This is a genomic window from Pseudomonas sp. Au-Pse12 (assembly GCF_021341665.1).
Lineage (GTDB): Bacteria > Pseudomonadota > Gammaproteobacteria > Pseudomonadales > Pseudomonadaceae > Aquipseudomonas.
On record NZ_JAJTTH010000003.1, the window covers coordinates 436,767 to 449,513 of the forward strand.

The following is a 12,747-nucleotide window of genomic DNA, read 5'->3' on the forward strand; positions in this document are numbered from 1 at the left end:
GCGCCGTCGACTGTTCGGTTCACCCTTAGTCGCCTGGCCGTTCGCGCAATCGACAAGGCACAGAAAAAAATTTACCCGTTGGGCAAAATCGCTAGAATCCGCACCCTTCTCCCGACCGGATCGCCCTGCCCGTGACCACACGCCTCGTGCCTTATGAACAGCTCGACAGCCACCAGCATGCGCGCTTGCTGGAGCTTGAAGTACGGCCCGGACAGAAGGCGTTTAGCGGGGACATTCACGGCGCGCTGCACTCCCTGGTCAATGCGCCCCAGGGTGCGATCAAGGGCTTTGCCCTGCTCAGCGACGAGCGGCCGGTGGCCTTCCTGCTGCTCAAGCGCCCGCCGTGCCTGCCGGCCTGGGCCGATGCCGACAGCGCTAGCCTGCACGCCCTGCAGGTGGACCAGCGGTTCCAGGGCCAAGGCTTCGGCCAGGCCTGCCTGCAAGCCATTCCCGCCGCCGCGCGCCAAGAGTGGCCCGGGCTCAAGGGCCTGAACCTGGCAGTGGACAGCGACAACCAGCCAGCCCTCAGGCTGTACCGCAAGCTGGGCTGGGTGGAGAACGGCGAGGCCTGCAAGGGCCGGATCGGTTATGAACGGCGGATGGTGCTGGCGTTCTGAGTGGCCCGCATGGGCTCGGAACGATCCAGATCCGCCGCGTTTACCTTCATCAAACTGACGGTTTCAAAGCATTAGCGCGCAAGACTCAACACCATCTCATGCCAGGCCATGCCGCCGTGGTCCGACTCCGACGCCTTGACGTAGACAAAACCGAAGCGTTGGTACAGCGGTACATGGCGTTCCTTGCACATCAGGTGGATACGCGCCTTGCCCAGCTCGCCCATGCGCGCGATGAAGGCGTTCAGCAATGGCCGGGACAGACCCAGGCCCTGGAAGTCCGGGTGCACCACCACCGACATGATCACCACTTCGGAACCGGCCGGGTCGTGGCCGATCAGTTCCTTGAAAGCCTCGTCGGCCATCTGCACCTCGAAGGTGGCGCCGGCGTTGATGAAGCCGGCCACCACGCCCTCCACTTCGGCAACGATAAAACCCTCCGGCCAGGTGGCGATGCGGGTGGCGATCTTTTCCCGGGTCGCGGCTTCGTCGCCTTCGTAGGCCAGGGTTTCGATGGCGAAGCAACGGTCCAGGTCGGTGGGCACTACGGTGCGGATCAGCGGGGTCGAAGCGGTCATGGGGCGGCAACCTGAAGTCGGTGAAGGATGGCGGATTCTAGCAAGAGTGGCGCCGCGCCGAGCCTGGCGTATGCAGGGCATAGGGATCATCGGGGACGCCGTAAAGCTTTCATATAAACCCTGGCAAGCGCGGCGCCCAGGGATTATCTATCAGCTCCCCGACGCCTGCTGGCCGGCCCTGTCGAGCCGGTCGTGCCGCGTCTTGCCCACAGGACCTTCCCCATGAGCAACATCCAGATCGGCCTTCTTCTGCTGTTCGGCATCGCCACCTTCGGCTGCATCACCCTGTACATCGACTTTGTGCATGAGCGGCGCCGCGGCGAGAAATCCCTGAGCGGCGCCACCCGCCAGGATCAGAGCCCCACCAGGCGATAACCCACCTGCAACTCGGTGATCAGATGCTGGGGCTGCGCCGGATCGGCCTCCAGCTTCTGCCGCAGATGGGCCATGTGCACCCGCAGGTAATGCGCCCGGTCGACGTAATCCAGGCCCCAGACCTCCAGCAGCAGCTGGCGATGTGTCAGCACCCGGCTCTGGCCGCGGATCAGCGCGCAGAGCAGGCGGTATTCGATCGGCGTGAGGTGCACCGGCTGCCCTTCGCGGTGCACTTCATGGGTCGCCAGGTCGACCTCGATCACGCCGAAGCTCACCTTGCTGGTGGCCGCCGCCGCGCCGCTCTGGCCATGGCGGCGCAACTGCGCGCGAATCCGCGCCAGCAACTCCGGCACGCCGAACGGCTTGACCAAGTAGTCGTCGGCCCCGGCGTCCAGGGCCGCGACCTTCTCGTCTTCGCGGTCCCGGGCCGAGAGCACCAGGATCGGCACCGCCAGCCAGCCGCGCAGCTCGCTGATCAGCTGCTTGCCGTCGCCGTCCGGCAGGCCCAGGTCGACGATCACCAGGTCCGGCTGGCGGCTGGCGGCATGGATCAGTGCGCGCTTGACGCTGTCGGCCTCGAATACCTGGAAGCCTTCGTCCTCCAGGGCAATGCCGACAAAGCGGCGGATATTGGCTTCGTCCTCGACGATCAGGATGCGTGCGCTGCTCATAGGGCTTCCATGGAAGGCGGCTGACCCGCCGGCAAGGTGATGACAAAACTCAGCCCGGCGTCGGCGTGAGGCTGGGCCTCGATGCGCCCGCCATGGGCCTCGACAATACGCTTGGCCAGGGCCAGGCCCAGGCCGATGCCGGCCACGGCAGACTCCTGCTGGCCGCGGCTGAAGGCTTCGAACAGGCTGTCCGGGGAACTGCCCTTGGGGCAGCCGGGGCCGGAATCGCTGACCTGCAGGATGATCTGCTGGTCGACCTGGCGGGCACTGATCTGCACCAGGGTGCCGGCCGGGGTGTACTTGGCGGCATTGTCCAGCAGGTTCACCAGCACCCGTTCCAGCAGCAGCGCGTCCACCTCCACCAGCGGCAAGTGTGGCGCCATGACGACCCGCAACTGATGCTTGGCCAGGGGCTCGCGCAACTGGCGCAAGGCACTGCCGACGATCTCCTCCAGGGAATTCCACTGACGCTTGAGGCGCACGCCGCGCTCCTGCATGCGCGCCATGTCCAGCAGGTTTTCGATCAGCCGCTGCATGGACGAGGCCTGGTCGTGAATCCCCCCCAGCAGGTGCTTGAGCGGGCCGTCCGCGGCGTGCGGCAAGGCGGCGTCGGCAGCACCGATGATGGTCGTCAATGGCGTGCGCAGGTCGTGGGAAATCGCCGCCAGCAAGGTGTTGCGCATGCGCTCGCCTTCCATCTGCACCACCGTGCTCTGGGCCACTTCGACGTAGTGCACGCGCTCCAGGGCAATCGCCAGCTGGCTCATGCACGCCTCCAGCAGGCGCCGCTCCTCCGGTTCGGCCAGGCGTTCGGCATCCGCCAGTTCCAGCACCAGCACCCCGCGCACCCGCATCGGCGCCTTGAGCGGCAGGTAGCAGCCCTTGGCCGCCGCCAGGGTATCGGTGCCGCGTCCCGCCGGCAGGGCGTGATCATAGGCCCACTGGGCGATGCTCTCGTCGATGGCCAGGACATTGGCGCTCAGGGCGCGCACGCGATTGTCGGCATCCGGCAGCGCCAGCCCGACCCGGGCCTCGAACACCCCGCTGAAGGTGCGCAGGGCCACGGCGCAAATCTGTTCCTCGGTCAGCGCCGCCGACAGCTCCCTGGCCAACCCGGCCAGGGAAGTGGCGCGGCGCTCGCCCTCGGCGGCGGTGCGCGCCTGGTGGCGCAGGCGTGCGGTGAGCTGGCCGGTGATCAGGGCAATGCCGAGCATCAGGGCGAAGGTGAAGAAGTACTGGGTGTCGTTGACCGTGAACGACCACACCGGCTGGACGAAGAAGAAGTCGAAGCACAACACCGCCAGCATCGCCGCCCAGACGCCCGGGCCGCGCCCAAAGCGCAGCGCCACCAGCACCACGGTGAGCAGGAACAGCATGACCACGTTGGCCGGGTCGAACACCTTGAGCAGCAGCGCCGCCACCGCGGTCGCGGCAAAACACGCCAGGCTCGCCCACAGGTAGGCCGGCGCGCGGCTCGGCGGCAGCCCGGCCTCGGGTTTATCCGCAGGCACCGGGCGTCGGCTCAAGGGGCCGTTGGCGATCACGATCTGATCGATTTCCGGGTGCTGGCGGCTGATCCGGTCGCTCACCGACTGGTGCCAGAACTGCCAGACCTTGCGCGGGTAATGGCCCAGCACCAGGCGGTTGGCGTTGTGCTCGCGGGCACAGGCCACCAGTGCCTCGGCCACGTCCAGGCCGGGCAGCGTCGCGGTTTCGGCGCCGAATTCGGCGGCCAGGGCCAGGGTCTTCATCGCCGCCGCATAACGGCTGGAGCCGTGGCCACGGCGCTGCGCCGAGGCCACGTGCACCACCATCCAGTCGGCTTCGAGCTTCTGCGCCAGGCGCGCGGCTTCACGCACCAGGCGTTCGTCCGCCGGGTCGCCGGCCACCCCCACCAGCAGGCGCTCGCGGGCCGGCCACAGGGCATTGATCGAGCGCTCGCGGCGGTAGTCGCGCATCTGCGCATCGACCCGGTCGGCGGTGCGACGCAGGGTCAGCTCGCGCAGGGCCAACAGGTTGCCCTTGCGAAAGAAATGCCGTGAAGCCCGCTCGGCCTGGGGCCCCATGTAGACCTTGCCGTCCTTGAGGCGGCGCAGCAGGTCATCCGGCGGCAGGTCGATCACCAGCACTTCGTGGGCTTCGTCGAACAGGTGGTCGGGCACGGTCTCGCGCACGCGAATGCCGATGATGCCGCTGACGATGTCGTTGAGGCTTTCCAGGTGCTGGACGTTGAGGGTGGTCCAGACATCGATCCCGGCCCGCAGCAGCTCTTCCACGTCCTGCCAGCGCTTGGGGTGGCGCGAGCCGGGGACGTTGCTGTGGGCCAGCTCGTCCACCAGCAGCACCGCGGGATGCCGCGCCAGGGCCGCGTCCAGGTCGAATTCGGGCAAGGCGTAGTCGCGGTGCATCAGGCGGTGACGCTCCAGCACTTCCAGGCCCTGCAGCAGCTCGGCGGTTTCCCGCCGGCCATGGGTTTCCACCACCCCGGCCACCACGTCGCGGCCCAGGGCCACTTCGCTGCGGGCGGCGGTGAGCATGGCGCAGGTCTTGCCAACCCCGGCGTTGGAGCCGAAGTAGATCCGCAGCTTGCCGCGCTGGGCGGCCTGTTCATCCTGCTGCAGCTTTTCCAGCAGCGCGTCGGGGTCGGGACGCCCGTCGCGGGGCGGGGAACTCGCATCGAGCACAGTCATGAGCTTCCTTAAATGAACAATGCGGCGCTCCGGGGAGCGCCGCATTGTCAGTCCTTGCCTCAGACCAGGCCAAGCCCGGCCAGCAGCATGTCGATCAGCTTGATCCCGGCAAAGGGCACCAGCACCCCGCCCAGCCCGTAGATCAGCAGGTTGCGGTTAAGCAGGGCCGCCGCGCCGATGGATCGGTACTTCACCCCCTTGAGCGCCAGGGGGATGAGGAACACGATGATCAGCGCGTTGAAGATCACCGCACTGAGAATCGCCGAGTTCGGGCTGGTCAAGTGCATCACGTTCAGCGCCCCCAGCTGCGGGTAAGTGGCGACGAACGCGGCCGGTACGATAGCAAAATACTTGGCCACGTCGTTGGCCACGCTGAAGGTGGTCAGGGCGCCGCGGGTCATGAGCATCTGCTTGCCGACTTCCACCACCTCGATCAGCTTGGTCGGGTTGCTGTCGAGGTCGACCATGTTGCCCGCCTCTTTTGCCGCCTGGGTGCCGCTGTTCATCGCCACGGCCACGTCAGCCTGGGCCAGGGCCGGGGCGTCGTTGGTGCCGTCGCCGGTCATGGCCACCAGCTTGCCCTTAGCCTGGTAGTCGCGGATCAGTTGCAGCTTGTCCTCGGGACGCGCCTCGGCGAGGAAGTCATCGACCCCGGCCTCCACGGCAATCGCCGCGGCGGTCAGGCGGTTGTCGCCGGTGATCATCACGGTCTTGATGCCCATGCGCCGCAGTTCGGCAAAGCGCTCCTTCATCCCGCCCTTGACCACGTCCTTGAGCTCCACCACGCCCAGGGCCTGGACGCCGTCGCTGACCACCAGCGGCGTGCTGCCGCGCCGCGAGACTTCATCGACCTTGGCCTGCAAGGCCGGCGGGAAGCTGCCCCCCAGGGCTTCGATGTGCCGGCGAATGGCATCGGCCGCGCCCTTGCGGATGCTGCGGCCCTCCGGCAGGTCGACGCCGCTCATGCGGGTCTGCGCGGTGAACTGCACGAAGCTGGCGCCCAGGGCCTCGATGTCGCGGCCACGGATGTCGAACTTCTGCTTGGCCAGCACCACGATGCTCCGGCCTTCCGGGGTTTCGTCCGCCAGGGAAGCCAGTTGCGCGGCGTCCGCCAGCTCGCTGTCCTTGATCCCTGGCGCCGGCAGAAAAGCGCTGGCCTGACGGTTGCCCAGGGTGATGGTGCCGGTCTTGTCGAGCAGCAGCACGTCGACGTCCCCCGCCGCTTCCACGGCCCGCCCGGAAGTGGCGATGACGTTGGCCGACATCATCCGGCTCATGCCCGCCACGCCGATAGCCGACAACAGGCCGCCGATGGTGGTGGGAATCAGGCACACCAGCAACGCCACCATCACCGTGGCGCTGATCACGCTGCCGGTGCCGCTCATGGCCACGGCAAAGATCGAGTACGGGCTCAGGGTCACGATCACCAGCAGGAACAGCAGGGTCAGGCCGACCAGGAGAATGGTCAGGGCCACCTCGTTGGGGGTTTTCTGGCGCTTGGCCGACTCCACCATGGAGATCATCCGGTCCAGGAACGACTCGCCGGGGTTGACGCTGATGCGCACCACCAGCCAGTCGGACAGCACCTTGGTGCCGCCGGTGACCGAGGAAAAGTCGCCCCCGGCCTCGCGGATCACCGGCGCCGATTCACCGGTGATGGCGCTCTCGTCCACCGTGGCCACGCCTTCGATGACTTCGCCATCCAGCGGCACCAGGTCGCCGGCCTCGATCAGCACCACCATGTCCTTGCGCAGCTCGCTGGCGGCCATCGGCAGCCAGGCGGCGCCATGCTTGGGCTGCTGCAACAGCTTGGCCAGGGTCTGGCGCTTCATGCCCTTGAGGCTGGCGGCCTGGGCCCGGCTGCGGCCCTCGGCCAGGGCTTCGGCGAAGTTGGCGAACAGCACGGTGAACCACAACCACAGGGTGATGCTGAGGATGAAGCCACTGGAGGCCTCGCCCGCGCCACCCAGGGACTGGAACCACAGCAGGGTGGTGAGGACGCTGCCCAGGTAGACCACGAACATCACCGGATTCTTCCACTGCGCCTGGGGCAGCAGCTTCTTCACGGCATCCAGGCACGCGGTGAGCAATAGCCCACGGTCGAACAACGCTATACGAGGGGTGCTACTCATGATCGACGTCTCTTACTCACTGGCCGCAACGGGCGAGGAATGCAGGGGCGCTTGGGCATCCAGCGCCAGGTTGAGTTGCAGCACATTGACCCGGGGCTCGCCCAGCAGGCCGAAGGTGCGGCTTTCGCTGTGGTCCTGCAGCAGCGCCTGCAGATCGGCCAGCGGCAGGTTGCGCAGGCGGGCGACCCGGTTCAATTGCAGCTGGGCGTTGGCCAGGGAAATGTGCGGGTCCAGGCCGGAAGCCGAAGCGGTCACCGCGTCCACCGGCACCGGAGTGTCCGCCGCCAGGCCGTTGAGCTGGCGGTAGGCGCTGACCCGCGCCGCCACGCTGTCCACCAGCTTCTGGCTGGTGGGGCCCAGGTTGCTGGCACCACTGGCCCCGGCGTTGTAGGGCTGGGGCACGCTCTTGCTCGGGTCCAACGGATCGCTGCCCAGGGTCATGCTCGGGCGGCCCTGGAAATACTCCGGGCGACTGAAGGACTGGCCGATCAGCTTTGATCCCACCACCAGGCCGTCACGTTGCACCAGGCTGCCCTGGGCCTGGAACGGAAACAGCAGGTTGGCCAGCACCGTGGTCGCCAGCGGATAGGCCAGCCCGGTGAGCAGCATGAAGAACACCGCCGACACCAGCACCGGGCGCAACAGGCCCTTGAACAGCACCGTGGTGGCGCCTTGGGTTTGCATTTGCGTAGTCATCACAACCCCTTATTTGTAGGTCTGGCCGGCCAGCAACTGCAGTTGCTCCACCAGCGGGCCGAGCGCGAGGGCCGGCAGGAAAGTCAGGCCACCGACCACCAGCACCACGAACACCACCAGGAACATGAACAGCGGTGTGGCGGTGGGAATGGTGCCGGCACCGGCCGGGATATTCTTTTTCGCCGCCAGGGAACCGGCCACGGCCAGCATCGGCAGCATGGTGAAGAAGCGCCCCATGAGCATCGCCAGGCCGATGGTGGTGTTGAAGAACGGCGTGTTGGCGTTCAGCCCGGCAAACGCCGAACCGTTGTTCGCAGTGCCCGAGGCGTAGGCGTAGAGCACCTCGCTGAAACCATGCGGGCCAAGGTTGTTGAGGCTGTTCATGGTGTCCGGCCACAGCGCTGCCAGGGCGGTGAAACCAAGGATGCAGATCGGGTGCGCGAGCACCGAGAGCATCACCAGCTTGATCTCCCGGGCCTCGATCTTCTTGCCGAGGAATTCCGGGCTGCGGCCGATCATCATGCCCACCAGGAACACCGTCAGCAGGGCGTACTGGATCAGGTTGATAAAGCCCACGCCGTCACCGCCGAACACGCAGTTGAGCATCATCTGCGCCAGGGGCACGAAGCCGCCCATGGGGGTCAGCGAGTCGTGCATGGCGTTCACCGAACCGGTGGTGGCGCCGGTGGTGGTGGTGACGAACAGCGCGGTGTCGGCGATGCCGAAGCGCAGCTCCTTGCCTTCCATGTTGCCGCCGCTCTGGGTCGCCGACAGTTGCTGGTCGACACCGACCTGGGTCAGCAGCGGATTGCCGCCCTGCTCCGCGGTGAAGACGATGGCCAGGAAGCCGACGAACATCACCAGGAAGGTGCCGAAGAACACCCAGCCCTGACGCCGGCGCAGCAGCATGCTGCCAAAGGCGTAGGTCAGCGCCGAAGGGATCAGCAACATGCTGAGGATGTGCAGGACGTTGGTCAGCGGCGTCGGGTTCTCGAACGGGTGGGCGGCGTTCATGCTGAAGAAGCCACCGCCGTTGGTGCCGATGTGCTTGATCGACTCGAAGCTGGCCACGGCGCCGACGATCAACTGCTGCTGGGCGCCTTCCAGGGTGGTGGCCAGGGCCTCGGAATTGAGGGTCTGGGGCATGCCCTGCCAGACATAGACCAGGGCCATGAGCAGGCACAGCGGCAGCATCACCCGGTACAGGGTGCGGGTGAAGTCGACCCAGTAGTTGCCGATGTCCGCCGAGCTGGAACGGCTCAGGCCGCGAATGAAGCCGGCAGCCGCGACAACCCCTGCGGTAGCGCCGACGAACATCAGGAAGGTGATCACCGCCATCTGGCTGAAGTTCGACAGGCTGCTTTCCCCGGAATAGGCCTGCCAGTTGGTGTTGGTGATAAAGGACGCGGCGGTGTTGAACGCCAGGTCCGGGGTCTGCGCCGCCAGCCCCAGGGGGTTGAGAGGCGTCATGCCTTGCAGGCGCAGGACCAGGTAGCCCAGCAGCATCATCGCCGCGTTGGACAGCAGCAAGGCCGAGCCGTAACGCGCCCAGCCCATGGTTTCAGCGGGGTTGATCCCCAGCAGGCGATAGGTGGCGCGCTCCGGCAAGGCGTGGCCACGGCCGCTGAACACCCGGGCCAGCCATTGGCCCATCAGCGCGGCTAGCCCGGTCATCAGACCGAGGATCACCGCGTATTCCAGCACAGTACTCAACATGTCGATACTCCGTTCAAATCTTGCCCATGGCGACGATGACCAGGGCCGTCAGCACAAAGAACCCCAGGGGCAGGCCCACGAAGATCAGGTCGAACATGGCTGGTTTCCTTTCTCGTAAATGCCCGGACGGGCGAATGAAAATGCGTGGCAGGCGCTGGGTGCGGTCATCAGAATTTCTCGGCACGGATCAGCGCGTAACCCAGGTAGGCGAACAGCAGCACGGCGCAGAAACCGCTGGCGCCATAGATGAATTGCAGTGTCAGCAAGGCAGCTCCCCTTAATCCGTTGAGGCGGCGCCGCGACCGCAGCTAGCGGCCCGGCGCGCAACCGGTCAGAGCGCCCGGCAACGGGCGCTGGCAGGGAGTCGGGAACGCCTCGTCCACCGCTCTCCTCTGCGCCACGCAGGTTAGGTGAGGGCGCATCAAGGTCGGGCACTGATTGCGGGGGGCGGTATTAAGACGGCGTATAGATTGCGCGGCAGGCGGGGAAAATCGGGGGCCGGCCAGCGCCCCCGAGGGGATCATTCACTTTTCAGCGGCAGCCAGACCTCCACCACGCCGCTGCCGGTCTCGGGGTTGAAATCGGCGCTGTAGCGCTCGAATTCCGGAGCATCGGCGGCCTCGCGGCCGGACTGGGGCAGCCAGGTTTTCCAGATGTAGTTGAAGGTCTGTGGCAGCTCCTGCAGGGAACCGCCGTGCTCGAACACCGCGTAGTTCTGCGGCTGCACTTCGATCCAGCGATAGCGCTCGGGCAGATCGTCGAGCTTGCTGATCTCGACCCCGGCCAGGTATTCGAAGCTGCCCTGGCCGTCGGGGTTGCAGCAGACGCCGTAGGTCACCTCATCCACCTGCCCCGGCACCCGGCCGATGTGGGGGATGAAGCGCTGCCACAACTGGCCGATGTCCTGGCCGGCGCCTGGGGTAAACCGCTCGCTGAAGCCGGCGATCAGCAGAAAACGCTCTCTTTCGAAGCGAGGTTCGGGACCTGCGCCCTGTTTTTGCTCATCCATGAATGCCACTCCTGCCGCAGAAAAGATGGGTTCGCCAGCCAGTATAGAAGCCAATCGCCTGGGCCAGGATCAGAGCGCCGGAAGGTCGGTGCCCCCAGCGCCGACGATGAACTCCTGGTAACCGGATAGGATCACGTACACCGCGAAATAGCAGAAGATCGCCGCAGATGCCAAGTAGGAGTAGCGCAGCAGCTTATCCCCCAAGAGCTTGCCGCCCTGGGTCGCGGCCAGGCACAGGCCCAGGGTCCAGAGCAGCCCGGCACAGAAGAAACCGGCGAGGAACAACCCGGAATTGGCGATCCCGCCGCCCCCGGATCGTGCAATCAGGGTGCCGCCCACCGCGGCGAACCAGAGGATCGCGCTAGGTGAGGACATGGCCAGGAAGATCCCGCGCAAGAACTCCTTGCGCGGTGAACCGCGGTCCGCCTCCCCGGCCGTGGCCAGTGTCGTGCTGTGATGAATCGCGGCATGGATCATCTTCGCCGCGAAGTACACCAGCAGTGCCGACCCGCCAATCCACAGCACCCAGCGCACGCTTTCGTACTGCAGCAGCACGGTCATCCCGGCCAGGGCCAGCAGCGCGTAGATCAGGTCACCCACGCAGGTCCCCAGGCCCAGGCAGAAGCCCTGGAAATAGCCACGCTGCATGGCCAGGGTAATCATCGCGATATTGGCCACGCCGATGTCCAGGCACAGTGAAAGGCTCAGCAAGAAGCCGCTGGTAAACTCCATCATTCATCCCGTTTGATGCTGTTGTTCGAAGAGGTATCGAGGCCCGCCGAGCCCTGAAAAATCGCCCAGGCCGATCTGGATCGCAGCCCTTGCAGGCAAAAAGCGTGCACGTTATATCGGCAAATCATCAGCCCTCGCAAATCCGCCCGGCGCCACAAAAATAATCTTCCGCCCCTCTGGACAAGGCGCCAGCGCCGCCCTTATCGTCTGCCCCGCAGGCCACCGCAGTGGCCAACGTCGCTCGGACGGTTCCGGGCGCTTACGTCTTTTCGAGGCAACAATGGCCGAACAAGGTTCGCCGCGCCGCTTTGCGCGCATCGATCGTCTTCCCCCCTACGTTTTCAATATCACTGCCGAGCTGAAGATGGCTGCGCGTCGGCGCGGCGAAGACATCATCGACTTGAGCATGGGTAACCCCGACGGCGCGACTCCGCCGCATATCGTCGAGAAACTGGTCACCGTCGCCCAGCGCGAAGACACCCATGGCTACTCCACCTCCAAAGGCATTCCACGGCTGCGCCGGGCGATTTCCCGTTGGTACAAGGACCGCTACGAGGTCGACATCGACCCGGAAAGCGAAGCCATCGTCACCATCGGTTCCAAGGAAGGCCTGGCGCACCTGATGCTGGCCACCCTGGACCAGGGCGACACGGTGCTGGTACCCAACCCCAGCTACCCGATCCACATCTACGGCGCGGTGATCGCCGGCGCCCAGGTGCGCTCGGTGCCACTGGTACCCGGCGTGGACTTCTTCGCCGAGCTGGAGCGGGCCATTCGCGGTTCGATTCCCAAGCCGAAGATGATGATCCTGGGCTTCCCCTCCAACCCCACCGCCCAATGCGTGGAGCTGGATTTCTTCGAACGCGTGATCGCCCTGGCCAAGCAGTACGACGTGCTGGTGATCCACGACCTGGCCTACGCCGACATCGTCTACGACGGCTGGAAAGCCCCGTCGATCATGCAGGTGCCAGGGGCCAAGGACATCGCGGTGGAGTTCTTCACCCTGTCCAAGAGCTACAACATGGCCGGCTGGCGCATCGGCTTCATGGTCGGCAACCCGGAGCTGGTCAACGCCCTGGCGCGGATCAAGAGCTACCACGACTACGGCACCTTCACCCCGCTGCAGGTGGCGGCGATTGCCGCCCTGGAAGGCGACCAGCAGTGCGTGAAAGACATTGCCGAGCAGTACCGGCAACGGCGCAATGTGCTGGTCAAGGGCCTGCATGAGCTGGGCTGGATGGTGGAGAACCCCAAGGCCTCGATGTACGTCTGGGCCAAGATTCCCGAAGCCTATGCACACCTGGGCTCCCTGGAGTTCGCCAAGAAACTGCTGGCCGAGGCCAAGGTCTGCGTCTCCCCGGGAGTGGGATTCGGTGAGTACGGCGACGATCATGTGCGCTTCGCCCTGATCGAGAACCAGGACCGGATTCGCCAGGCGGTGCGCGGCATTCGTGGCATGTTCCGCGCCGACGGGCTGGTGCAGAAAAGCTGAGGGTCTTTCAGCCACAAAAAAACCGCAGCGATGCGGTTTTTT

Annotated in this window: 13 protein-coding genes; 3 read left to right on the forward strand and 10 right to left on the reverse strand. The window is 65.8% G+C overall.

The genetic code is table 11. The annotated features are described in order from the left end of the window. The first annotated feature begins 131 nt into the window (after positions 1 to 131). Complete coding sequence (locus LXM55_RS10400) at positions 132 to 617, forward strand: GNAT family N-acetyltransferase (protein ID WP_233320295.1); 486 nt, start codon at positions 132 to 134, stop codon at positions 615 to 617. A 71-nt stretch (positions 618 to 688) separates the two neighbouring features. On the opposite strand, the gene LXM55_RS10405 is transcribed toward LXM55_RS10400, so the two are convergent. Next, positions 689 to 1,192, reverse strand: coding sequence for a GNAT family N-acetyltransferase (locus tag LXM55_RS10405; protein ID WP_233320296.1), 504 nt, complete (start codon positions 1,190 to 1,192; stop codon positions 689 to 691). Between the two features lie 222 nt (positions 1,193 to 1,414). Between LXM55_RS10405 and LXM55_RS10410 the strand changes: the two genes are divergently transcribed. Further along, positions 1,415 to 1,567, forward strand: a complete 153-nt coding sequence (locus LXM55_RS10410) for a hypothetical protein (protein ID WP_233320297.1) — start codon at positions 1,415 to 1,417, stop codon at positions 1,565 to 1,567. Here LXM55_RS10410 and LXM55_RS10415 read toward each other — a convergent pair. The 9 genes from LXM55_RS10415 to LXM55_RS10455 form a co-directional block, all read right to left on the reverse strand. Then, complete coding sequence (locus tag LXM55_RS10415) at positions 1,546 to 2,238, reverse strand: response regulator (protein ID WP_233320298.1); 693 nt, start codon at positions 2,236 to 2,238, stop codon at positions 1,546 to 1,548. The genes LXM55_RS10410 and LXM55_RS10415 overlap by 22 nt on opposite strands. Next, the gene (locus tag LXM55_RS10420; RefSeq protein ID WP_233320299.1) at positions 2,235 to 4,928 is read right to left on the reverse strand and encodes a sensor histidine kinase; all 2,694 of its coding nucleotides are present in this window, start codon (positions 4,926 to 4,928) and stop codon (positions 2,235 to 2,237) included. The genes LXM55_RS10415 and LXM55_RS10420 overlap by 4 nt, the downstream gene beginning before the upstream one ends. 59 nt (positions 4,929 to 4,987) lie before the next feature. Beyond that, positions 4,988 to 7,060 (reverse strand): potassium-transporting ATPase subunit KdpB, encoded by a 2,073-nt coding sequence (gene kdpB, locus LXM55_RS10425; protein WP_233320300.1) that lies wholly within the window; start codon positions 7,058 to 7,060, stop codon positions 4,988 to 4,990. 12 nt (positions 7,061 to 7,072) lie between these two features. Further along, positions 7,073 to 7,756 (reverse strand): potassium-transporting ATPase subunit KdpC, encoded by a 684-nt coding sequence (kdpC, locus tag LXM55_RS10430; protein ID WP_233320301.1) that lies wholly within the window; start codon positions 7,754 to 7,756, stop codon positions 7,073 to 7,075. Positions 7,757 to 7,765: 9 nt separating this feature from the next. Further along, positions 7,766 to 9,472, reverse strand: a complete 1,707-nt coding sequence (gene kdpA, locus LXM55_RS10435) for a potassium-transporting ATPase subunit KdpA (protein ID WP_233320302.1) — start codon at positions 9,470 to 9,472, stop codon at positions 7,766 to 7,768. A 13-nt stretch (positions 9,473 to 9,485) separates the two neighbouring features. Further along, positions 9,486 to 9,656: a hypothetical protein gene (locus tag LXM55_RS10440; protein ID WP_233320303.1), complete on the reverse strand. Its 171-nt coding sequence runs from the start codon at positions 9,654 to 9,656 to the stop codon at positions 9,486 to 9,488. After that, positions 9,640 to 9,738, reverse strand: a complete 99-nt coding sequence (kdpF, locus tag LXM55_RS10445; protein ID WP_233320304.1) for a K(+)-transporting ATPase subunit F — start codon at positions 9,736 to 9,738, stop codon at positions 9,640 to 9,642. The genes LXM55_RS10440 and kdpF overlap by 17 nt, the downstream gene beginning before the upstream one ends. A 254-nt stretch (positions 9,739 to 9,992) precedes the next feature. After that, positions 9,993 to 10,481: a GyrI-like domain-containing protein gene (locus LXM55_RS10450; protein WP_233320305.1), complete on the reverse strand. Its 489-nt coding sequence runs from the start codon at positions 10,479 to 10,481 to the stop codon at positions 9,993 to 9,995. Positions 10,482 to 10,550: 69 nt separating this feature from the next. Next, a complete protein-coding gene (locus tag LXM55_RS10455) occupies positions 10,551 to 11,213 on the reverse strand; it encodes a LysE family translocator (RefSeq protein WP_233320306.1) in 663 nt (220 codons plus the stop codon). Between the two features lie 280 nt (positions 11,214 to 11,493). Between LXM55_RS10455 and alaC the strand changes: the two genes are divergently transcribed. Then, the gene (alaC, locus tag LXM55_RS10460; RefSeq protein ID WP_047305701.1) at positions 11,494 to 12,705 is read left to right on the forward strand and encodes an alanine transaminase; all 1,212 of its coding nucleotides are present in this window, start codon (positions 11,494 to 11,496) and stop codon (positions 12,703 to 12,705) included. The last annotated feature ends 42 nt before the right edge of the window (positions 12,706 to 12,747 follow it).

Excerpts from the sequence above, each read along its gene's own strand:
- kdpB (WP_233320300.1), bottom strand. The coding sequence starts at position 7,060 with ATGAGTAGCACCCCTCGTATAGCGTTGTTCGACCGTGGGCTATTGCTC.
- LXM55_RS10455 (WP_233320306.1), bottom strand. The coding sequence starts at position 11,213 with ATGGAGTTTACCAGCGGCTTCTTGCTGAGCCTTTCACTGTGCCTGGAC.
- kdpA (WP_233320302.1), bottom strand. The coding sequence starts at position 9,472 with ATGTTGAGTACTGTGCTGGAATACGCGGTGATCCTCGGTCTGATGACC.
- LXM55_RS10405 (WP_233320296.1), bottom strand. The coding sequence starts at position 1,192 with ATGACCGCTTCGACCCCGCTGATCCGCACCGTAGTGCCCACCGACCTG.
- LXM55_RS10410 (WP_233320297.1), top strand. The coding sequence starts at position 1,415 with ATGAGCAACATCCAGATCGGCCTTCTTCTGCTGTTCGGCATCGCCACC.
- LXM55_RS10415 (WP_233320298.1), bottom strand. The coding sequence starts at position 2,238 with ATGAGCAGCGCACGCATCCTGATCGTCGAGGACGAAGCCAATATCCGC.
- kdpC (WP_233320301.1), bottom strand. The coding sequence starts at position 7,756 with ATGACTACGCAAATGCAAACCCAAGGCGCCACCACGGTGCTGTTCAAG.
- alaC (WP_047305701.1), top strand. The coding sequence starts at position 11,494 with ATGGCCGAACAAGGTTCGCCGCGCCGCTTTGCGCGCATCGATCGTCTT.
- LXM55_RS10450 (WP_233320305.1), bottom strand. The coding sequence starts at position 10,481 with ATGGATGAGCAAAAACAGGGCGCAGGTCCCGAACCTCGCTTCGAAAGA.
- LXM55_RS10420 (WP_233320299.1), bottom strand. The coding sequence starts at position 4,928 with ATGACTGTGCTCGATGCGAGTTCCCCGCCCCGCGACGGGCGTCCCGAC.